Annotated in this window: 22 protein-coding genes; 6 read left to right on the top strand and 16 right to left on the bottom strand. The window is 33.0% G+C overall.

All coding sequences use genetic code 11. From position 1 onward, the window contains the following. Position 1: 1 nt before the first annotated feature. The 7 genes from BLT80_RS11610 to BLT80_RS11640 form a co-directional block, all read right to left on the bottom strand. On the bottom strand, positions 2-880 hold the full coding sequence (locus BLT80_RS11610) for a PPK2 family polyphosphate kinase (protein WP_092468144.1): 879 nt from the start codon (positions 878-880) through the stop codon (positions 2-4). A 12-nt stretch (positions 881-892) separates the two neighbouring features. Next, positions 893-2,056 carry a sigma-54-dependent transcriptional regulator gene (locus BLT80_RS11615; RefSeq protein WP_092468146.1) on the bottom strand — a complete coding sequence of 388 codons (1,164 nt, stop codon included), beginning with the start codon at positions 2,054-2,056 and terminating at the stop codon, positions 893-895. 81 nt (positions 2,057-2,137) lie between these two features. Further along, positions 2,138-3,013, bottom strand: coding sequence for a mechanosensitive ion channel family protein (locus BLT80_RS11620; RefSeq protein ID WP_092468148.1), 876 nt, complete (start codon positions 3,011-3,013; stop codon positions 2,138-2,140). Positions 3,014-3,016: 3 nt separating this feature from the next. Continuing rightward, positions 3,017-4,330, bottom strand: coding sequence for an ABC transporter permease (locus tag BLT80_RS11625; protein ID WP_092468150.1), 1,314 nt, complete (start codon positions 4,328-4,330; stop codon positions 3,017-3,019). Positions 4,331-4,332: 2 nt separating this feature from the next. Continuing rightward, positions 4,333-5,259: an ABC transporter ATP-binding protein gene (locus tag BLT80_RS11630; RefSeq protein ID WP_092468153.1), complete on the bottom strand. Its 927-nt coding sequence runs from the start codon at positions 5,257-5,259 to the stop codon at positions 4,333-4,335. Positions 5,260-5,653: 394 nt separating this feature from the next. Next, positions 5,654-6,778: a molecular chaperone DnaJ gene (gene dnaJ / locus BLT80_RS11635; protein ID WP_092468155.1), complete on the bottom strand. Its 1,125-nt coding sequence runs from the start codon at positions 6,776-6,778 to the stop codon at positions 5,654-5,656. 52 nt (positions 6,779-6,830) lie between these two features. Further along, complete coding sequence (locus BLT80_RS11640) at positions 6,831-7,388, bottom strand: nucleotide exchange factor GrpE (protein ID WP_092468157.1); 558 nt, start codon at positions 7,386-7,388, stop codon at positions 6,831-6,833. A 148-nt stretch (positions 7,389-7,536) separates the two neighbouring features. Between BLT80_RS11640 and BLT80_RS11645 the strand changes: the two genes are divergently transcribed. Continuing rightward, a complete protein-coding gene (locus tag BLT80_RS11645) occupies positions 7,537-8,193 on the top strand; it encodes a YceI family protein (protein WP_092468159.1) in 657 nt (218 codons plus the stop codon). A gap of 132 nt (positions 8,194-8,325) precedes the next feature. Here BLT80_RS11645 and BLT80_RS11650 read toward each other — a convergent pair whose 3' ends face one another. The 3 genes from BLT80_RS11650 to BLT80_RS11660 all read right to left on the bottom strand — a co-directional run bounded on the left by BLT80_RS11650 (position 8,326) and on the right by BLT80_RS11660 (position 12,287). Beyond that, complete coding sequence (locus BLT80_RS11650) at positions 8,326-9,648, bottom strand: DUF5723 family protein (protein WP_092468161.1); 1,323 nt, start codon at positions 9,646-9,648, stop codon at positions 8,326-8,328. 168 nt (positions 9,649-9,816) lie between these two features. Further along, positions 9,817-10,437 (bottom strand): response regulator transcription factor, encoded by a 621-nt coding sequence (locus BLT80_RS11655; protein WP_092468162.1) that lies wholly within the window; start codon positions 10,435-10,437, stop codon positions 9,817-9,819. After that, positions 10,434-12,287: a tetratricopeptide repeat-containing sensor histidine kinase gene (locus BLT80_RS11660; protein ID WP_175455600.1), complete on the bottom strand. Its 1,854-nt coding sequence runs from the start codon at positions 12,285-12,287 to the stop codon at positions 10,434-10,436. Before BLT80_RS11660 ends, BLT80_RS11655 begins: the two co-directional genes overlap by 4 nt. Positions 12,288-12,717: 430 nt before the next feature. Between BLT80_RS11660 and BLT80_RS11670 the strand changes: the two genes are divergently transcribed. Beyond that, positions 12,718-13,104: a pyrophosphohydrolase domain-containing protein gene (locus BLT80_RS11670; RefSeq protein WP_092468165.1), complete on the top strand. Its 387-nt coding sequence runs from the start codon at positions 12,718-12,720 to the stop codon at positions 13,102-13,104. Between the two features lie 52 nt (positions 13,105-13,156). Here the strand turns inward: BLT80_RS11670 and BLT80_RS11675 are convergent, their stop codons facing one another. Continuing rightward, positions 13,157-14,230 carry a branched-chain amino acid aminotransferase gene (locus tag BLT80_RS11675; protein ID WP_092468167.1) on the bottom strand — a complete coding sequence of 358 codons (1,074 nt, stop codon included), beginning with the start codon at positions 14,228-14,230 and terminating at the stop codon, positions 13,157-13,159. A 117-nt stretch (positions 14,231-14,347) separates the two neighbouring features. Between BLT80_RS11675 and BLT80_RS11680 the strand changes: the two genes are divergently transcribed. From BLT80_RS11680 to BLT80_RS11695, 4 genes are all read left to right on the top strand, one after another. Then, positions 14,348-14,851, top strand: a complete 504-nt coding sequence (locus BLT80_RS11680; protein WP_092468169.1) for a DUF4920 domain-containing protein — start codon at positions 14,348-14,350, stop codon at positions 14,849-14,851. Continuing rightward, positions 14,829-15,287 (top strand): hypothetical protein, encoded by a 459-nt coding sequence (locus tag BLT80_RS11685; RefSeq protein ID WP_092468171.1) that lies wholly within the window; start codon positions 14,829-14,831, stop codon positions 15,285-15,287. Before BLT80_RS11680 ends, BLT80_RS11685 begins: the two co-directional genes overlap by 23 nt. A gap of 3 nt (positions 15,288-15,290) precedes the next feature. Further along, positions 15,291-15,971, top strand: a complete 681-nt coding sequence (mnmD, locus tag BLT80_RS11690; RefSeq protein WP_092468172.1) for a tRNA (5-methylaminomethyl-2-thiouridine)(34)-methyltransferase MnmC2 — start codon at positions 15,291-15,293, stop codon at positions 15,969-15,971. A gap of 410 nt (positions 15,972-16,381) precedes the next feature. Continuing rightward, positions 16,382-17,287 (top strand): TIGR01777 family oxidoreductase, encoded by a 906-nt coding sequence (locus BLT80_RS11695; RefSeq protein WP_092468174.1) that lies wholly within the window; start codon positions 16,382-16,384, stop codon positions 17,285-17,287. A 55-nt stretch (positions 17,288-17,342) separates the two neighbouring features. Here the strand turns inward: BLT80_RS11695 and BLT80_RS11700 are convergent, their stop codons facing one another. The 5 genes from BLT80_RS11700 to BLT80_RS11720 form a co-directional block, all read right to left on the bottom strand. Next, a complete protein-coding gene (locus BLT80_RS11700) occupies positions 17,343-18,830 on the bottom strand; it encodes a pyridoxal phosphate-dependent decarboxylase family protein (protein ID WP_092468176.1) in 1,488 nt (495 codons plus the stop codon). 27 nt (positions 18,831-18,857) lie between these two features. Then, positions 18,858-19,346, bottom strand: a complete 489-nt coding sequence (locus BLT80_RS11705; protein WP_092468178.1) for a P-loop nucleotide/nucleoside kinase family protein — start codon at positions 19,344-19,346, stop codon at positions 18,858-18,860. A 14-nt stretch (positions 19,347-19,360) separates the two neighbouring features. Next, positions 19,361-19,585 (bottom strand): hypothetical protein, encoded by a 225-nt coding sequence (locus BLT80_RS11710; protein ID WP_020894997.1) that lies wholly within the window; start codon positions 19,583-19,585, stop codon positions 19,361-19,363. Between the two features lie 153 nt (positions 19,586-19,738). Further along, the gene (locus BLT80_RS11715; RefSeq protein ID WP_262508034.1) at positions 19,739-20,464 is read right to left on the bottom strand and encodes a tRNA-uridine aminocarboxypropyltransferase; all 726 of its coding nucleotides are present in this window, start codon (positions 20,462-20,464) and stop codon (positions 19,739-19,741) included. Positions 20,465-20,539: 75 nt separating this feature from the next. Continuing rightward, entirely contained in the window at positions 20,540-21,232 is a 693-nt protein-coding gene (locus tag BLT80_RS11720) for a phospholipase D family protein (RefSeq protein WP_092468182.1), read from the bottom strand. Between the last annotated feature and the right edge of the window lie 16 nt (positions 21,233-21,248).

A 21,248-nucleotide genomic window follows, 5' to 3' on the forward strand; every position in this document is an offset into this window, starting at 1 on the left:
CTTATTCATTTTCCAGTTGATGCTTATAAGAATCAATATTCTCTTTTTGACTTTCGGGTAATTCTGGTTCCTTAATATCGGTATAGTCTTTAAGTGTATCGTAAAGAATCTTAGCTACAATATACCGCGCCGTAGGTTTATCGTCTGCAGGAAGATTATACCAAGGAGCATGAGGCTTAGACGTTTTATTAATCGCATCTTCATAACAGGTTTGGTAATTATCCCAATGCTCACGCTCATCTAAATCGTCTGGTGAGAATTTCCAATTCTTATTAGGCTTATTTAAACGTCTTAATAATCTATTCTTTTGCTCTTCTTTCGAAATATTCAGAAAGAATTTAAAAATGATGGTACCGTTATCTGCAATATGTTTTTCAAAGTTATTAATTTGACCGAATCGTTTATCCCAAAACGCGTCATCAACATCATCTAGCGATGTTACGTTTGGAATATTCTCGTACATTAGATATTCTGGATGTACCCTCGTAACCAATACATTTTCGTAGTGTGTTCTATTAAAAATACCAAACTTCCCTCTTGCTGGTAAAGCTCTGACATGTCGCCATAGATAATCGTGTTTTAATTCTAAATCTGTAGGTTTTTTAAAACTATGAGCAATAATACCTCTAACATTAAACTCTTTAAAAACCTCACGAATCAAACTATCCTTGCCCGCTGTATCCATACCCTGAATACAAAAAAGGACCGAATATTTACCATGGGCATACATTCGGTTTTGGATGTCTGCTAAATCGCGACTAACTTTTCTTAATTCCTTTTCTATCTTCTTTTCACTCTCACCTAAATCGAATGTTGTCGGTAAATCTTTAATGTTAATTTGAGATGATATTTTGAAATCGTCTATCTTGATATCTTTCATAATAACTACGTTTTATTTTGAAGCAAAAGCTTTCACATCACTTTCACTTACTTCATTTCCACCTAAAATAATAAGGCGTTCTACCACGTTACGCAATTCACGTATGTTACCTGTCCAATCATAATTCTGAAGTAACTTAATGGCTTTATCTGAAAATGATTTCTGAGCAGTTCCGTGCTCATTAGAAATCTTTTCAGAAAAATAATTAATCAAAAGCGGAATATCTACTCGCCTATCATTTAAAGAAGGAACTTCTATTAAAATAACAGCTAATCTGTGGTATAAATCTTCTCTAAAGTTCCCCTCTTCAATTTCTTTTTTAAGATTTTTATTGGTTGCTGCAACTACTCTAACATTCACCTTAATATCTTTATCACTCCCAACACGTTGAATACGACTTTCTTGTAAGGCACGTAAAACTTTAGCTTGAGCAGACAAACTCATATCTCCAATTTCATCCAAAAATATAGTTCCTCCATTAGCCGCTTCAAACTTACCTGCTCTATCTTTTGCGGCAGATGTAAAAGCTCCTTTTACATGGCCAAATAATTCGCTTTCAATTAATTCTGAAGGAATTGCAGCACAATTAACTTCTATCATTGGCCCTTTAGAACGCTCACTTTTTTGATGTAACCAATGGGCTACAAGCTCTTTCCCTGTTCCATTAGGGCCTGTAATTAATACACGAGCATCTGTTGGTGCTACTTTATCAATCATATCTTTTATCCGCTCTACTCCATCACTCTCACCAATCATCTCGTAGTTTTTGCTTACTTTCTTCTTAAGCATTTTATTCTCAACAACAAGTTCTTTTCTATCTAAAGCAATACGAACCGTATTCAATAATCGATTTAAATCTGGCGGTTTAGAAATATAGTCAAACGCACCTAAACGCATTGTGTTTACAGCTGTATCTAAATCTCCATGACCAGAAATCATTACCATAGGTGTTTCTGGTTTTATTTTTTTTACGGCTTCTAATACTTCAACACCATCCATTTTTGGCATTTTAATATCACAAAGCACTAGATCGTAATCCTCTTTTTTAATTTTTTCAATTCCAACTAAACCATCTTCTGCTTCTTCAACTTGATAGGTATTATTTTCTTCAGAAAGTATTTTTACTAATACACGTCGTATAGCAGCTTCATCTTCAATAATTAATATTTTTGGCATAACTTTATTTTAATCTTGTTATTATTTTCGTTTAGAATGCATTCAAAAGTTAAACCAAACTTAAGAAAATTCTTAAACTTCTTATTTTTGAATAATGTGTATATCGCGTTGCGGAAATGGAATGGACACATTATGTTCTCTAAAAAGACGATCTATTTCGAACCTAATTTCGCTTTTAGGAAACTGCGCTTTAAAACTATCTATTAATGAAAACGACACCTTAAAATCTAAAGAACTGTCTCCAAAATTTGTGAAAATAACAGCAGGCTCTGGTTCTGAAAGGACATTCTCATTTGTGCTAGCTGCTTGAAGCAACAACCTTTTTACTAATTGCACATCACTACCATAGGCGACACCAACCTCTACATTTTCTCGAGTTGTGGTTCCATTTTGTGTCCAGTTATACAAACTGTTTTCTAAATATAAATGATTAGGAATGATTAAGACCTTATTATCAATGGTTATTGCTCTGGTTGTTCGTAATTTTATTTCCTCTACACGACCAACTTTACCTTCAATCTCAATGATATCACCAACATGTAACGACTGGTCAATTAATATAAACACACCAGAAATAATGTCTTGAAATAAGGTTTGCAAAGCTAAACCAATACCTATTAAAAGCGCGGCAGATGCTGCAAAAACTGCAGTTACATTGACACCTACGCTGTGCAGCGTTATTAAGAGTATTACGATATAAACAAGCCACCGAAAATACCCATATACAACACCAAATTTACCAATATTTTCTTCAGGTACATTTCTTGTGATGATCTTTAAAACTATTCTTAAGACAATAGTTGTAACAAATATAACTGTGATAATAATTAGAATATCAAGAATTGAAATACTAATATCCTCTCCTATATTAATGTGTAATCCTAGGAAATCTCGAAAGGTCTGCCAAGCACCACTTTCAGTTATTTTGTCTTCTATCTCACTTAAATCTTGGTTCATTATTTAATATTTCAACCATTTAAAAAGTTCCTTATATGTTGGTTTTTTGCCATACATTAAAATACCAACGCGATATATTTTAGCAGCAAACCATACTGCAAAAATAAATGTCCCTATCAGAAGTAATAACGATAAACCTTGTTGCCAAAGTGGTACGCCAAATGGAATCCGCATTAACATAACCACAGGAGACGTAAATGGAATAAACGAAAATACTGTTGACACAGTACCATGCGGATCTTCAATAACCGTAAATACACCGACATAAACTGCTAAAATTAATGGCATAAGAATTGGCAACATAAATTGTTGCGTATCCGTTTCATTATCTACTGCTGCACCAATGGCAGCATAAAGTGAACTATACAGTAAATAACCTCCAATAAAGAAGAATAAAAACGCTATAACGAGATTAGTTAACGGTAAGTTACTTATTGCTGCAATTAAATTTTCGGCCATCGCTTGCGAACCATCTGCTTGCATAGCTTGGTTCACCATTTCTTGCTGTGGTGTTTGTACTTGTGTTAGATCGATACCAAAAATGGCAGAAACAACAACCAACAAAACACCTCCCAAAATAACCCAAATTACAAATTGTGTAATACCAGCTAATGACGTCCCTATAATTTTCCCCATCATTAATTGAATAGGTTTTACAGATGAAATTATAACTTCGATAATTCTGCTTGTTTTTTCTTCTATAACACTACGCATAATCATGTTACCATAAATAACAATAAACATAAATAGCAAATAACCAGCAGCCCCACCAAATGCAAGTTTTACAACATTATCTATTTTAGAACTCTTTTCGCCATCAAAACTTTCTTGTGCAATTTCGATATTTGTTTGAGATGCCTCTATTTGTGCTAAGGATACTCCGTCTAATTCAAGTTTCTTTTCTTTTAGACGTTTTTCAATCTGTTGCTCTAAACCAGAGATGACACTTAAGGATGGTGATTCTTCAGAATAAAATTTCACATTACCAGAAACATCATCAAGAGAACCTGCTTTACCAATATATAATAATCCATAATCTTCTTTTTCTTTCACTAAAGCAATGGCATCGTTTAGGCTTAATCCGTTTAAGTTTGTGTATGTTGTAAACTCTGTATTTTGAAATACTTCTTCTAAGTAACCTGTTTCATCTAAAATAGAAATGGTACGTTCCTTATCGTTATTCAATTGCGATAAATAGGCAACTACTGCAAAAAGCGCAATCATTATTAACGGACTTAAAAACGTCATTACAATAAATGATTTGTTTTTCACTTTTGTAAAGTACTCGCGTTTTATAATTAATGGTAAATGATTCATTTTTAGTTATTTTTTACAGTTTGAATAAAAATATCGCTGGCTGAAGGTATCACCTCAACAAAATGATGTACTTCTGCTTTTGATGTTAAAAATGACAATAAATCATTTGGTGATGCATGTTCTCCTAGCTTTATATTCAACTTAATATCATCATTCAAGTTTTTAAAAGTTGCCGGAAGCACTTCAAATTTGTCTTGAATTTCTGCAAATACTTTTTCCCTATTTAAGGATTCTAATCCAACTTCAAAAGTGTTGGTTTTAAACTGACGTTTTATATCGTTTAATTTTCCGTCTAAGACTTTATTCGATTTATGAATTAAGGCGATATGGTCACATAACTCCTCAACAGATTCCATTCGGTGAGTTGAAAAAATTACTGTGGCTCCTTCGTCTCTGAGTTGTAAAATTTCATCCTTAATTAAATTCGCATTAATAGGATCAAAACCAGAAAAAGGTTCGTCAAAAATCAACAATTTTGGTTGGTGAAGGACCGTTACAATGAATTGTATTTTTTGAGCTTGACCTTTACTTAACTCTTGTATTTTCTTATTCCACCAATCTCCGATCTCTAATTTATCGAACCAATATTTTAATCTTGCTTTCGCTTCAGTTTTCGTTAATCCTTTTAACTGTGCCAAATACAAACATTGCTCACCCACTTTCATAGATTTATACAATCCACGTTCTTCCGGTAAATAACCAATATCTCTAACGTGCTCTGGTTTTAGCGGCTGACCATCTAATAGCACAGCACCTTCATCTGGCATGGTGATTTGGTTAATTATACGAATCAATGTGGTTTTGCCTGCGCCGTTTGGGCCAAGTAAACCAAAGATGCTACCTTTTGGTACAGCAATAGATACTTGATTTAGTGCTTTAAAATTCCCGAAGTTTTTTGAAACGGAATTAGCAACTAATAAGTCATTCATATGAAACTAAATTTTTAGGATGTGGTTATTACGTAAATATATTAAATGTTATAGATTCTAAAATAAGAATAGGTTACTATTTGTATAAATTTTAAATATTTCCATCAGTTACTTGAAAAGTTAGAATATTATTATACCAAATTTTAATGAATCTTAAGATTTCTCATGGTGTTTGAGAAGGTAATTAGAATGAAAATATTCTTTTTACTTAAGGTGTTCTTAGACTAAGAAACCACTAAACCAAGCTATGAATCAATACATTATAGCTGTAAAAAACAAAACCCACCCTTATGGTTAGACAAGGATGGGAAAAAATTGCTATGAAAAAGAAAAATTACCGCTAATTAAATTAGCGATAATTCAAATATACTAATTTTTATTAAATAGGCACCCTTTATGAAAACATATCTTTTACCTTTTCAAAAAAAGATTTATCCGAACTTTCTGGTTTAGGTTCAAAATGTTCATCTTCTTTCATACTTTCAAAAAATGCTTTCTGTTTTTTACTTAAGGTCTTTGGTGTCCAAACATTTACATGAACCAACAAATCACCTTTACCATAACCATTGATACTCGGAATACCTTTACCTCGTAATCTTAAAATTTTACCAGACTGAACTCCTGGTTCAATTTTGATTCTCACTTTACCAGTAACCGTATCTATTTCTTTAGAGTTTCCTAAAACCGCATCTGGTAAACTGACATACATATCGTAATGTAAATTATCACCTTCACGCTTTAACGTAGGATGCTCTTCTTCTTGAATCGCGACTAATAAATCACCTGCAATACCATTTCCTGGCGCATCATTACCTTTTCCAGTAACCTTAAGTTGCATACCATCTACAACACCTGCTGGTATTTTAACGGTAACTGTTTCATCAGACACTTTTAAACCATGTGCATCTGCATCATCTGGTTTTTTATCAATTGTTTGTCCTGCTCCACCACAAGTTGGACAAGCCGAAGCCGTTTGCATACGACCTAAAATAGTATTGGTAACTCTGGTAACTTGACCAGCACCATTACACGTACTACAGGTTTTATAAGTTGTACCTGGAGCTTGTATTTTACGTTTTACTTTAATCTTCTTCTCAACACCATTTGCGACATCTTCTAATGATAAAGTGACACGAATACGTAAGTTACTACCTTTAACAACTCGTTGTTGTCTTCCGCCTCCGCCAAAGCCACTAAATCCGCCTCCGCCACCAAAGCCTCCGCCAAAGATATCACCAAACTGACTGAATATATCATCCATATTCATGCCGCCACCTCCGCCAAAGCCACCATTTCCATCAAAGGCTTGGTGACCAAATTGGTCGTAACGTGCTTTTTTGTCAGCATTACTTAAAACTTCATATGCTTCCGCCGCCTTTTTAAACTTCTCCTCAGCACTTGAATCATCTGGATTTTTATCTGGATGATATTTTAATGCCATTTTACGATAAGCCTTTTTTATTTCGGCATCAGATGCTCCTTTACTTATTCCTAATATCTCGTAATAATCTTCTTTCATCAACTAATTTATTCTTGATTTTCGCAGAAATGTGCAAATTCGTATTTCAATATTATTGTCCGATAACCACTTTTGGAAAACGAATAACTTTATCACCTAGTTTATAACCACGCTCCACAACATCAATGATTTTTCCTTTAAGATCATCGGTTGGTGCAGGAATCTGAGTTACTGCTTCATGGTGATCTGCATTAAAAAGATCTCCTTGTCTTACTTCTATTTTAGACAACCCTTTTTGCTCTAAAGTATTTACCAATTTATTGTAAATTAACAAGACTCCTTTTCTTAATTCTTCGGCTTCCTTATCCTCTTCGATATGTGACAAAGCGCGTTCAAAATCATCTAGAATCGGCAACATTGACACGACTACATCTTGACTTGCTGTTTTAAACAATTCAATACGCTCCTTGGTTGTTCGTTTTTTATAGTTTTCAAATTCTGCAAACAAGCGCATGAATTTATCTTTCTCAGCAACCAATTGCTCTTGTAACTGTTCTTCAGGAGATCTTAAGTCCTTCTGCTGTGTTTCAGCTTCAGTTTCTAGTGTAGTTGTAGCCTGATCCTCTACTTGTGAATCTTCTACCTTATTATTTTTATCTTTTTTACTCATTTTGAGTTCTTTTAAACTTTCAATTATATTGGCAAAAGTACTGCCATTATTATAAAAATGTCAAAATGTCATTAACATTTTTTTATCATACTTTAAGCGCTGTATTTTATATCTTTGTTTCTAACAACTCAAATAAAAAGACATTAAAATGAAATCAAATTTTTTAAAATTTTTTACGCTAATTGCTATAGTTACATTTTCAAGTTGTGGTGAGAAAGCTAAAGAAGCCAGTACGACTGAAACTAAAGATGCTGCAGTTGCCAAATCTAATTCTATACATTACGCTGTGAATACAGATGAATCTACAATAGAATGGAAAGGTTTTAAACCAACAGGTACTCATAATGGCGTAATTGGATTAACTGCTGGAAAATTAAATATTAATGGTGGATCTATTGAAGGTGGAAAATTCATTATTGATATGGCTAGTATCGTAGTTAAAGATATTCCGCTAGAAGAAAAAGGTAATGCAAAACTTACAGATCATCTTAAGAGTGAAGATTTCTTTGATTCTAATGCCTTTCCTAATGCAATTTTTGAAGTTACCGAAATGAAAACTAGTGAAGGAAAATCAATGCTTTCAGGTAATTTAACTATTAAAAAATCAACAAACAATATCAGTTTCCCTGTCGCAATTTCTTTTAATGACGAAAACACTATGACATTAACTAGTGAAACGTTTACCATAGACCGATCTAAATGGGATGTTAAATATGGTTCAAAATCATTTTTTGATAATTTAGGTGATAAATTTATTAATAATGAAATTGAATTAAAAATTACTTTAACAGCTAATAAAGTTTAAGATTTAATTACAATACAGTTGAAAAAGCAGTCTTTAAAATGACTGCTTTTTTTGGTTACTATTAGGTTTATAGTATAAAAAACACCCAATAATGGGTGTTTTTTATTTTAATTCAATTTTAAAAACCTTTTATTATCTATATAAAGGAATATTAAGTCCTAAATAAACATCTGTGGTCTTAGAACTATCAGATAAAAGATTTGTAAAAACAGACCCAGACCCAACTGTTAATGGACCTACACGAATCCCACCTCCAAAAGAAGTATCACCATATTGTCTAAAACTAAGTGGTGCGTAAAAGCTAAACCATTTGGTTTCTAATCGTGGAGCTACAGTTACTGTATTTATAATTGAAGTACTCATTTCTGAACCTTTTTTCACCATAGATAAATTCGCTTGTGCACTTACAAACCATTTTTTTGCTAATCTATAATCTACTAGTAAATGTAAAGCTGTTGGTAATTTTATTTTTGCTTCTTCTATGGTTTCTACACCGTTATAATTATCTTCTAAAAAATCTTCTGTATCATCTTCAGAATCTGATGTATCTACTGTCGCATTCAAATCATAATTATTAACAGTTGAATTATCATAATTTATGGATCCAATATCTGTCACTGAAACCCCTACTTTTAATTTATAAGGAGTTTTATAAGTCGGTAGACTATCATTTTCGCGATTAGAATACCATTGGTATGTAAAGCCTACATCTAATCCAAAGCCAGCAGTAAGATTACTAAAATCTAAATCATCAGATTCAAAATCTTGGCTAGTACCATAGATTAAATTTCCTTGCGTCGTTAATGTTTCGGCAGATTCTGAATAAAAACCTTGCAATTCAGGACTACTCATAAAGGCACTACCTGCCCCTTGTAAGTATTTTAAAGTCACACCTCCTTTTAAGAGATGGTTGGGCTTTTCTATTAGTATTCTACCATAGGCTAACCCTACTTCTGCCCATGCATGTATGGTACCAGTTAAGTCTTTTGAATCAAAGTCGAAATCATCATCAGAGTCAAAATCATTAGAAATTGTTTCATAGAGCTCGCCGTTAATATTATTAATATTCATATTAGCTCTCACTCTACTTATAACTCCTATGCTACTTTTTTTATTTAAATTAAACATAAAAGAAGGTCCTACAACATCAACATTGACGAAAAAATTATTAGTATTACTCGGGAATTTTTTGGCGTCATCTTCAAAATCGAAGCCTCCATCTGAGTTCAGAATATCACTGACGTTAATTCCAAAATAATCACTACCTCCAAATAAACTTGCAGAAAACAAGTTAATATCAGCTCTTAAATTAGAACCAACAATGCTCGATGGATTATAAACAACTCCATGGATGCCAGAATAATTATCAATAGAATGCCCTACATAACTTTGTCCAAAAGATAGGTTTAAGGTCAGTAAAAAAATAAATAGGTTAAAAAGTTTAGTGTTTTTCATAATAAATTAAGTTTTGGTTGCAACGAAGTTAAAATTATAATTGAATTAGGATTTTTTTTCTAGTTATACGACCTTTTTCAAAGGTTAAAAATTAATTATTACAGTCACATTCCCAAAAATGAGTGCTTTTTTCTTATGGAATTGAAAACTACCAGACCACTAAAAACCTTAAAATCGATACTTCTTTTCTAAAGCATAGCGCATCAATTCTCCTTTACCATGAAGCCCAAGAATACGAATCATGTTTTTACGATGCGTTTCAACCGTATGTACACCTATAAAAAGTTCGTCTGCAATTTCACGAGATGTTTTTCCTTGTGCTACTAAACTTAAGATTTCAACCTGTCGCTTGGTTAAAATACTTTTGGCCTTTTTATTAGTGTCATTTTCTGCTTCTATTTCAATATTAGCATCAAAATAAGCATTGCCATTATACACTGCTCGTATGGCTTTCAAAACTTCCTCTAAAGGTGAATTTTTTAATAAATATCCCGAAGCCCCAGCGTCTAACATCTGTTTTATCGCATCCTTCTGATCGAACATTGTAAAGCCTAATATTTTTGTATGTGGCAACTCTTTTTTTATTTCTTTTGTTGCTGTAATGCCATCCATTTTTGGCATTCTTATATCTGTAATTACAACACTTGGCTGCTTTAAACGTACCAAATCTAAAAGTGCTTCCCCATCGTTTGCTGTACCTACAATTTTTATATCGTCTTCATACTCTAAAAGCAATTTTATACCATCTATAAAGGACTGATGGTCTTCGGCTATGGCTACTGTTATCATAATGGCAAATCGATTATTACTGTTGTCCCTTTACTTATTTCTGACTCTATTGTGAATTTACCATCTAAAGACTCTACACGTCTATCTATACTAGTGATTCCCATTTTCGATTTTGCTTTTGATAGTTGCTTAGGATTAAAACCAACACCATTATCTTCAACCATAATATTGATGTTGTCGGAATGATTAGTAATATGAATCGTTGCTTGAGTTGCTTTAGCATGCTTTATTAAATTCGTCACTAATTCTTGAATAATTCTGAAAATTGAAATTTCTAATGAATTATCTAAACGCTGATCCAAACCAAAACTTTGAACTTCAATTTCTAATCCATTTATCCCTGAAGCGTTGTTTGCTAATTTTTCTACTGCCGGAAGCAAACCGTTTTTAGCAATGACACCTGAGTTTTTTAGATGTGCCATGGAGCGAATTTCAACATAAGCATTGTCTAATAATGTGCTTATTTTTTCTGTTAGTTCCTCTGAATCTTGATTATTATTTTGATGTTTCACTAAATAATCAAATTGCAATTTAGCAGCTGCTAATGTAGCACCAACACTATCATGCAAGTCAGCAGCCAAACGTCTGCGTTCTTTTTCCTGACCTTCAATCATAGCATCAATAGTAGATAATTCTAAATCCTTTAAAATTTTTTCTTTTTCATCAATTTCATCTTGACGTTCTTTTTCCGCCTTATGTTGTTTACGCTTTATATTTCTGTAGATAACAAAAGCAATCACTGAAAGAACAGCCAAACTTCCTCCCCAAGCTAAAAACAGGTTCGTTTTCTCTTTTTGGTATGCCATTCCTGTTTTAAGCGTCTTGTTTATGTTGACAAGGCTATCCTTAGTTCGGTGATTATCAATTTTTATCTTTTCCAGTGTTTTAACTGTAATAATATCGTCTGTATTAGTTTTATTGTCTTTACTTAATTCTAGATATTTCACGGTCAAATCAAAGTTTCGTTGCCCCTTATAGCCTTCAAAAAGAAAATAATAAGCGTCACCAATCATTTCATTATTAGAAGCCTTTTGCCCATAATCTAGTAATTCGTCTGCTGAGCTAATAAGCTTTTCATAATCCATTTGTTTAAAATAGCTATGACATAGTACTCGGTAGGCATGAGACAAAATATTATAACTACTTAGTGAATCGCCAATTTTTATCGCGTCGTCTATATATGTTTTAGACTGCTTATAATCCTTTTTCTGAATATAGGAATTACTCATGTTAATTAAAGCAGAAGCTTCCGCTCGTTTATTATGAATCGCCTTAGCTAACTTTAAACTTTCAGCATAATAGCCTAATGCTTCATCAGATTTATAACGCCAATTATAGATATTACCTATAAGAACTAAAGTTTTAGAGATTAATAAAGTGTCGTTTATTTCTTTACTTAATTCTAATGATTTTTCATAGTAGAGCTTTGCCTCATCGAGATTGAAAACTTTTTTATAAGAAATACCTAAACCATTAATTGCTTTAGCCTGTCCTCTTTTATTATTTAATTCCTCAAAAATATTCAAACTCAACTCAAAGTTCTTTGATGCTTTAGAATTGTCCCCAAAAATATGTTCTATTTCACCCAGAAGTATAAGTACATCTGCCTTTTGTTTTTTTAATTGGCGTGCTTCAGCAAAATCCAATAAACGCAATGCCAAAGCATAAGCACTATCCGTTTTACTTTCAAAATAGTTTTTGTAAATAAAATCTCTGTAAGCATTAGCTCTTGTAGTATCAGATACTTTAGTATTTTCCCAAATTACTAATAAAGAGTCTTTTTGTTTTTGACTATAACATAGTAATGGTAACAGTATAAAACATAGTATAATCTTAAAATTTGTAGTCATGCATTTCAACTCCATAAAATCTCAATGGTTTTAGAAATTTTTATTTTCTAACTATTTTTTTCTATAATAAATAAATGTAATACGTCAAAGATGCAAAGTAAAAGCACACCAAAACATACCTAATAGTAGGTATATTTCTGAAATTAAGTTATAAAATTTGAATTGTGGACTAATCCTAGATAAAAAGACTAAAAATTAGACGATTACATAAAGATATACTTAATTGATGCAATCATACCAATGAAACCAATGAAAGCGATCAGTATCCAAATAGTACCTTTATAATGTTTTTTGTGAAGTTGAAGATCTTTACGATATTGAAATGCAATAACGATAACGAAGACAATAAAAAATAATATTCCAAAAATCAATTGACCAGTACTAAACATCTTCTTATTTTTATGCAAAAATAAGGATTAAAACCACAACTATGCAAGACAAAATTAATGCGGTAAAAGCGTTTCATACAGCTTTCAAAATAGGACATCGTGAAACGCCAAAAGCGGACTTAGGAATTAACAAAAATATGCTACGCTATAAGTTAATGCGTGAAGAGAATGAAGAATATTTAGAAGCGGCTAATAACAATGACTTAGTTGAAGTTGCGGATGCTTTAGGTGATATGCTTTATATTTTGTGTGGTACTATTATAGAACACGGTATGCAACATAAAATAGAAGAAGTCTTTGAAGAAATACAACGCAGTAATATGAGTAAATTAGGTGAAGATGGAGAACCGATCTATCGTGAAGATGGTAAAGTTTTAAAAGGGCCTAATTACTTTAAACCGCATATTAAAGCTATCTTAGAATCATAAAAAAAGCAGCCAGATGGCTGCTTTTTCTTTATAATATTTTAATCTTATAATTTTATTTTACTTCATATCTCCAACCATGCTTATCTTCCGATAAATTATGTTGAATATTTAATAAGGTCTGTTTAAATAATTTAGCATAAGAATCTTCAGCGTCAACACTAGAAATTTCAAATAACTCATCTTGATGCTCAAATGCTGAAATTGGACTAATTACTGCAGCAGTTCCTGCTCCGAATATTTCTTTTAGACTTCCATCTTTTGCAGCCTCTTTTATTTCCGCAACGGTTACTGGTCTTACTTCACAAGTAATTCCTAAATCTTCAGCGAGTTGAATGATACTTTTACGTGTCACACCATCCAAAATCCTATCGCTTGTAGGTGCTGTAATCAGCTTATCATTTACTCTAAAAAATACATTCATTGTTCCGGCTTCTTCAAGAAGTGTATGGGTATCTGCATCTGTCCAAACGACTTGTTGAAATCCTTTTTTCTGTGCTAAACTTGTCGGATAAAACTGAGCAGCATAATTACCTGCGGCTTTTGCAGCACCAACACCACCATTAGCAGAACGACTATAATGATCGGCGATTAAAACACGTACTGCTGAGTTATAATACGATTTTGCAGGAGAACAAATAATCATAAAACGATACATGCTTGCTGGTGATGCAGAAATGGCTGGTTCCGTCGCAATTACAAATGGTCTTAAGTATAATGAGTTACCAACTCCTGGTTTTATCCAATCATTATCTAATTTTAATAAGGTCTCTAAACCTTCAAAAAAATAATCTTCAGGAAACGCAGGCATTGCCAAACGACCAGATGATTTATTAATTCTTTCAAAATTCTGTTTTGGTCTAAATAGAAAAACCTTTCCATCGTCATCTTTATAGGCTTTCATACCTTCAAACACAGCCTGTCCATAATGAAACACACGAGCAGATGGCTCAAAAGTCATGGCTTGGTAAGGCATAATTTTTGGATTTTGCCATTTCCCATCTTCATAATCACACACAAACATGTGATCTGTAAACACACGACCAAAGTCTAAGTTGCTAAAATCTACAGTATTGATTTTAGATGTTTCAGATGTTTCAACACTGATTTTATCGGTATGTATAGCCATAATTAAATGCGGTTTTCCAACAAAAATACATAATCGATACCGTTAAAAAAAGGTTATATTCCGTTAAATTGTTTAAATTCGCAATTCGATAATAATTCAATTCAAAATGTATAAATAATGAAAAAAATCATTCTACTTCTAGCTATTAACTTAGTTGTTTTTTCTTGTAAAAATGAATCAAAAACAACTGAAGAGAAAGTTGAAGACGTTAAACAAGAGATTGCTTATGCTTCTTTCGGCGAAGAAATTAATGACACAGACGCTTTAACTCCTGAGCGTATGATGGAGCAATATAAAACCTTAAAAGTTGGTGATACTATTACCTCAAAAGTGAAAGGAAAAATCATTGAAGTATGTTCTAAAAAAGGATGTTGGATGACTTTAGATATGGGTGACGACAACGAAGTGATGGTAAAATTTAAAGACTACGGTTTTTTTATGCCTTTAAATGCTGAGGGCGACGTTGTAATGAACGGAAAAGCTTATGTTTCTGAAACGTCTGTTGAAGAATTAAGACATTACGCAGAAGATGCTGGTAAGACTGCAGAAGAAGTTGCTGCGATTACAGATCCTAAATTTGAATATGGTTTTGAAGCTGATGGAGTTTTACTTAAACAATAAACTTTTAAGCATCGTTATTCTTTCATTTTTAATGCTTGTTAGCTGTAAAAATGAAGAAAAAATAGCAGAAGAACCTACAAAGAAGGCTATTGTATACGATATGTATCAACCTTCTGAAATGGCAGGCTTTATGAATGCGATGTATGCTTACAATCAACAATTAAAAGCACAAATTGTTGCTGGTGAAACGCCAACGCGCCTACCTTTAGATTTATTAAAATTACACTCGGCTGAAATGAGTAACGGTAAATCTAGAACTCAAAATTGGCAAAGTTTTGTAAATGTATTTATAGAATCGCAAAAAGCAGTTGTAGACACGCTGTCTAATACCGAATTAAAAGAACGCTATAATGTAGCGATTAATAATTGTTTAAGCTGTCATAAAACGGAATGCACAGGACCAATTCCTAAGATTAAAAAACTATTGATTCAATAATTTTTGAAGAGAAATATAATTACCACGTCAGATGGTTCTAAAACCATACAAATAGAAGAATGGAACGAACAATACCATTCTATTCATGGTGCCATACAAGAAGCAAATCATGTGTTTTTAAAACATGGTTTGCTTTTTTATTCTGAACAGGTGTCAAATACGCAACCCATTTCAATTTTAGAAATAGGTTTCGGCACAGGACTTAATGCTTTTCTAACTTTAATTAAAGGAGAAAAAGACAACTTAAATCTCAATTATACAGGTATTGAAGCTTATCCTGTTCAACCTGAAGAAATCAGTCAATTAAATTATGTTGAATTGATTTCAGAAGCACATAAAGCTATTTTCGAAAAGCTACATGCAACTCCATGGGAAGAATCACGTGCTATCACTTCAAACTTTCAATTAGAAAAACAACAAAAATTCTTTAAAGATATATCATCAGAAAACACATTTAATATCATTTATTTTGATGCTTTTGGCGCACGTGTTCAACCCGATTTATGGACTGAAGACATTTTCGAAATTATGTTCAAAGCTCTTAAACCTAATGGTATTTTAGTAACCTATTCTGCAAAAGGAAGCGTAAGACGTGCCATGCAAGCTGTAGGTTTTGTTGTAGAACGCTTACCTGGACCTCCTGGAAAACGTGAAATGTTGAGAGCCCAGAAACAGGGCGAGTAACATTCAGTGAAATACAATGAGCTAAATGTTGAGAGCCCAGAAAAAGAACTCATAACATTCACCGAAATGCCACGAGCTAAATGCTTTAAAACCCAAAAAATCAATCTTTACATTTCGTCACTTCGAGTGAAATTCCGCATTTTAGGAATTTCTTATCGAGAAGCTTATTTGTCTCGAAGATTCTCGATACATTTCTCGTACACTCGAAACACTCGAACCGACGATAATGGTAAATAAAAACAGATTCCTTTTACTTCTTTGTTTCTTTTGACTTTGAGAGTTTGCGACTTTACTACTTTGAATCTTTGCAGCTTTTCTACTTCTCGCTACAAACACCACCCAAACGTTAAATCATATCTAAATCTCATACCCACACTTTTTAGCTTTCGTATCTTTACATAAAAAGAAAAATGACCGTTTTAATAACAGGAGCGACTGGATTAATTGGACAAAAAATTGTTGACCAATGTCATTCTCAAGGCATTAATGTCCATTATTTAACGACTTCAAAATCTAAACTGAGTACTGAACCCAATTATAAAGGATTTTATTGGAATCCAAAAAACAACGAGATCGATCACAACTGTTTTATCGGTGTGACTGCCATTATCAATATGGTTGGCGCTTCGATTTCCAAACGCTGGACGGACGATTACAAAAAAATCATCCTTGAAAGCAGAACGAAAACCGCGCAACTTCTACAAGTCACCATAAAAAAACATAATTATAACATTGAGCAAGTGGTGTCTGCTAGTGCTATTGGCATTTATCCAACGAGTTTAGTGAACTATTACGAAGAAACGAATACTGAGATTTCAGAAACTTTTTTAGGTAAAGTTGTTCACGAATGGGAGGCTGCCATTGATGGTTTTAAAGCTATGGGTTGTAAAGTGGCAAAAATTAGAATCGGGTTAGTATTAGCCAATGACGGTGGTGCTTTACCTGAAATTGTAAAACCAATTAAATTTGGTGTAGGAGCAGCTTTTGGAAGTGGTAAACAATGGCAAAGCTGGATTCATGTTGAAGATTTAGCTTCACTTTTTGTTTATGCCGTTCAAAATAAATTTGAAGGTATTTATAACGGTGTAGCTCCAAACCCTGTAACTAATAAAGAATTGACAAAAGTTTCAGCGGAGGTTTTACATCGTCCTTTAATTTTACCAAACATTCCAAAATTTGCGATGAAACTCGTTTTAGGAGACATGCATATTCTTTTGTTTGAAAGTCAACGTGTCAGTTCTCAAAAAGTGGAAGCTGAAGGATTTAATTATACTTATGTGAATTTAAGACCTGCTTTAGACGATTTATTGGGCTAATGGAAACGTCAGACTTTGTTTTTAAATTAGTGTCTTTATCACTTGTAATGTTTGTCTAAATCAAACTATGTGACGCATGTAATTTTCGACCTTCATTTATAATTATCTCAACACACTCCTCAATATCCTTTTTGGTAGTTCTAAAATTAACAATGCAGGTTCTCATACAATACTTGTCATCGATAATAGCATTAGATAAGAACAACTCACCTCCTGCTTGTAGTGTATTTACTAAGGCTTCATTTAATGTATTTAAATATTCTGCTCTTTTTTCATCCTTTACTTCAAGATTTTGTGGCATATATCTGAAGGTAGCAATACTCAAATTTTGAGTTACAGTCTCTAGTTCTGGATGCTGTGCTGCCAATTCTGCAAAATATTTTGATAAGACAATATCTTCACTTATTAATTTCACATAACCATCACGACCTATTTGTTGTAAGGCCAACCACACTTTTAAAGCTCTAAAACCACGTGAATTCTGAAGTCCGTATTCAAAGAAATTTAGAGATCCTCCTTCTTCTGTTAAACTGAAATTATAATATTCGGGATGCGAACTATAGGTATCAATGAGGTGTTTAGGATTTTTAACCAACGTACAACCCGCTTCTAAAGGACTGTATAACCATTTATGAGGATCGAGCGCAATAGAATCGGCTTCCTCTACTCCATTAAATAAAGCTTTTAGCTCAGGAATAACGGCTGCAGGAATACCATAAGCACCATCGATATGAAACCATAAATCGTGAGTTTTACAAGTGGCTCCAATAGCTTCAAGATTATCCACAACTCCTGTGCTGACATCACCAGCAGTTCCAATAACCAAGAAGGGGTGATGGCCTTGTTTTATATCATCTTTAATGGTTTGCTCTAAAGCTTCAATATTCATTTTGTTTGAAGCATCCGTCGGAATCCAACGAATAGAATTGCTACCATGCCCAAATAGAATCGCGGCTTTATCTATCCATGTATGCGTTGATTTTGAACAGTATGAAATGAGCTGTTTTGAAGTATTTGAAAGTCCATCTTCTTTGATGCTTTTTGGGGCTTTAGCGGTTCTTGCGGCTAAAAACGCCGTAAAATTTGCCATGTTGCCTCCACTGACTAAAACACCTCCATAGCTTGGATCTACTCCAATAAATTCGGCTAACCACTTAATGGTTTGTTTTTCTATTTCTGTTGCTATCGGACTTAGAATTTGTCCTCCAACATTTGGATTAACCGAAGCGGCTAACAAATCGGCTAAGGCACCAATTGGCGCTGCAGACGATGTTATAAATCCGAAAAATTTAGGATGACCGTTTAATAACGAATTTTCAAATAGCAATTTAGATGTGGATCCCAATAGTTGATCAGCTGGTACTCCTTGTTTTGGTAACGGTGAATTCCCTAATAGCTCTTGTAATTCTAAGGGTGTTTTGGTTGTTGTGACGGGTTGATTTGAAATATCATCAAGAAATTCAGATATGGTATCAATGAGCTGATAACCCATTTTTCGAAATTCTGTTTTACTAATTTCAATTGCGTTTTCTCGCTTATCCATAATCTGATTATTTAATTGATACTTATTCTATTCAGAAATTACAAAACCATCACTAAGTTCTTTTTCAGACGGTCTTTCAAACCATGTTTCCATAAAATCAAAGTTGTCTTTTGTCACTTCAAACTCAAACGTGGCGCCTTTTTCTGTATTGCGTTTCATCACTCGGTCTAACCTCTCGGCTTTAGAAACATCTAGAAAATGCAGCTTTACTTTGTAATTATTCATTTCAGCAAATTTCCTAAACTTTTCGCGATGACCGAATTTAGACAATCCTAAATCTAGGATCGCATCTGTTTTTAAATTTTCTAACTGATGAATTAGATCTAGCATCATCCGTTCTGAACGTTCAATGCGTTCTAAAAACCACTCTAAACCATCCGTTTCTTTTTTATCTGGAAGAAACAACACATTATTCCATGTATCGATTGAAAACACAACACCTTTAATGTTTCTTTTGAGTTCGTTGGCGTAAGTCGTCTTTCCTGAACCTGTATTTCCTACTATGAGGTGAATCATTTTGTTTTCAACTTTTATTCAACGATTTCGTAATCTATATCTAGCTTTCGTAAGGCTCTTAAAGCAGAGCCAGAATTTTTATCTGCAACTTCAATATCTACAGGATCTCCGTCTAAAAGAATCTCTGTAAGCTCATTAGATAGTGATGCATTCCCATTAGTAGAAATCTCAGTAATACAGTTGGCGATGGCTCTTTTGTCTGGTCGTTGAGCGTCGCATGATAATAGGTTTAATTTCATTGTAATGGATTAATAATTTGAATCAGAATAGCCTGATATGTGTGTTTATGAATGGTAAAGCAACTAATTTAGTGAATAAAGACGGAATAGAACGTCTACAAGGGATTTTCTGAATAGAAAACCTTTAATAACTAATATTGACGTGTACTACAATTAACGCTCTACTTCAAAAATAGTATTTCTTTCAGTTTTCTTATATAGGTTCTTTACAGCAATCTCACTATTTCCCGTAGAACGATAGTTTTTATTATTTGGGTTTCGCAAATAGTCGAGTTGATGTGCAATCATTTTTTCAAAAGGCATCAGGAAATCCTTTGTTTCACAATGTTCGACTTCTCCTTCCTTAAGTAAATTTAATACCGTAAAGACGGACTCAATTGTACTGAGGCAAAGTGATTCTGGTTGCTGCTTGATTATAAATTTTGATTTGATGTCATTATCAAAACTCACTCTTTTTAAGCTTTGCAAGTTCTTACTTAGTTTTAGCATTTTACGAGCACAAGGCCATGTGCCATCTAAAATAAAGAGGTGTGGATGATGTCCCATAAATGCATTCACTTCTGAACTTCCGCTTACCGATAAGTTGAAGTTCTCTTTTCCTGGATACAATAAAAAAGAACTATTGTTTTCATTAGCTAGTATAGCATTAACGCGCTTATTGTTGGTAAAATCGACACCCACTATAATTTCCGAATTCTCCAATTGAAGCTTCGTCATGTGTCCCGTTCCATTTTTTTCTTTCTTGTACTCTTTTGGGTGCATCAGAATAATAAAACGCGTCTTAGTATGTAACGGATGTATGTGTTTACAAATGCAAGTGCTTTTAGGACTCATGCATCTGTAACAGGTTAGTCTTGGGGGTTTTGGTTCTGCTTGCAAAGTGGTTAGCTTATTGTTTTTGTAGGTGGTAGCGGTTATGTATAAAAATAGTACGGTTTTGTGGGCGAGGATTTTTTAATTCGATAGTTTCTTTAATTCTTTCCTTAATATTTGATATCGTTCTTTTCCAAGCTCAGTTGATCTCAAAACAGCAGTTTTATCTTGATACAATTCGCTTTCGTCAAATTCTACTAATACTCTAGATTTGTCAGAAATATATTCATAAAGACTTTGTGAACCTTTTCTGAAATTTCTAAAACTGTATTTGTTATTCAATTCACTAAATAAGCGACTCATCGAATAGTTTTCAGTAGTTTCTAAAATTTCTTCAAAGTTATGAGTTGAACTTGCGTATTGAGATTCTAATATAATTCTTATTTCGTTTAATGTGTCATTATATTCTTTTGTGTCATCGGAATAATTCATTTTCACTCCAATTTCGTGATTGTTTACTTGAGAATATTCATAAAGATTCATAGATGAAATTAAAAGGGAATCTTCATTTAGGTAAATTTTTGAATGTAAATTTTTTATTGGGAATATCTTTATGTTATCAAAAGATTTTAGCCAATTAGCTTCATTATAATTCAGCTCTTTTTCTCTGTGTAGAATATATATATTGTCTACTCTTTTAAAAGCATCAGACAATCTAACTTTAATTCTTTGATTTAGTTTTAAATAAGGTGTTACTAAAACTAAAAATTTTTCTGCTTTATTAAGTATCTTTTCTATTTCAAAAGAAATTTCTGTTGTTCCAATTATTTTCAATTTTTATGTTTTTGTA

It is taken from the genome of Winogradskyella thalassocola, assembly GCF_900099995.1.
GTDB classification, from domain to species: Bacteria; Bacteroidota; Bacteroidia; order Flavobacteriales; family Flavobacteriaceae; genus Winogradskyella; species Winogradskyella thalassocola.